Source organism: Mesorhizobium sp. M7A.F.Ca.ET.027.03.2.1 (assembly GCF_003999175.1).
GTDB lineage: Bacteria > Pseudomonadota > Alphaproteobacteria > Rhizobiales > Rhizobiaceae > Mesorhizobium.
Genome location: NZ_RZOM01001603.1, coordinates 1 through 854, shown reverse-complemented (window position 1 = coordinate 854; position 854 = coordinate 1). Strand labels below are relative to the sequence as shown.

Sequence of the window (854 nt, the reverse complement as noted above, 5' to 3'; positions counted from 1 at the left end):
GGCTCAGACCGAGCAAGGGGCAAAACAGCAGCCTGGACAGCAGGCCGATGACGGCAATTTGACCGCGAAGCTCAACGACTGCGGCGGCGTGCTGAAACCGCCCCCGACGGGCGACCAGGGCATGGCGGCGCCGGCGCCGAACGAAGGCAAGACGCCGGTGATCAAGCCGGGTGAAGTGCCGCCCCAGCCGCCGAAGCAATAACCGCTGCTCGCTGGTATTATCGCGCAAGCTAATGGAACCTCGTTATCTTGGGGGCGTTTCTCTCACGACTTGGAATTCGGAGAGATTATCGTGAGAGATATTGCGACCCAGCCACGTTGCTTGCCTCAATTGCCATCGTGATAGCCTTGATTCTGCTGGCGCCGAAGAGTTTTGGCTTTGAAACTTCACACCCGATCGTACAGGGCGAGCTTCCGCCGGAATAATCGATCGACTATTGCGAGTGATCAGGACGATTTGCGTGAAGCAGGCGAGGCACAACGCCCCCGCCTGCTTCTTTTCATTGAAACCGCTATCGCACCAAGACGCCGGAGTGGCTGCAGAGCGCTGCGAAGGCCTCCTGTGCCTCGGCGGCGCCTGTCCCGGTTTCCAATGCGGCTTCGACCTTCTCGCGCGCCGCCTGGTAGAACGGGCCGCGTTTGGCCTGCGGCCAGTCGATCAGGATTTCGCTGGCATCCTTGAGCGTGGCGACGTCGCGGATCGTGTCCGACCCATGCGGCTTGATCCGCATCGGTGTGGGCAAAATGAGCTCGGACATGTCCTGTTTTCCATCTACTGGAGGAGTTTTGCTTCGCGCGCGGCGTCGATCATCGCCCGCATCGCTTTTTCCGCCGGCGTCCAGCCATCCAGCGCA

At 60.9% G+C, this 854-nt stretch carries 1 protein-coding gene and 1 pseudogene; one reads left to right on the top strand and one right to left on the bottom strand.

The window, feature by feature from the left end; genetic code table 11:
• Positions 1-202 (top strand): annotated as a pseudogene (locus EN750_RS36750) (hypothetical protein); the annotation flags it as partial.
• Positions 203-512: 310 nt separating this feature from the next.
• Here EN750_RS36750 and EN750_RS36745 read toward each other — a convergent pair.
• Positions 513-758, bottom strand: a complete 246-nt coding sequence (locus EN750_RS36745; RefSeq protein ID WP_127399442.1) for a DUF982 domain-containing protein — start codon at positions 756-758, stop codon at positions 513-515.
• Between the last annotated feature and the right edge of the window lie 96 nt (positions 759-854).

Excerpts from the sequence above, each read along its gene's own strand:
- EN750_RS36745 (WP_127399442.1), bottom strand. The coding sequence starts at position 758 with ATGTCCGAGCTCATTTTGCCCACACCGATGCGGATCAAGCCGCATGGG.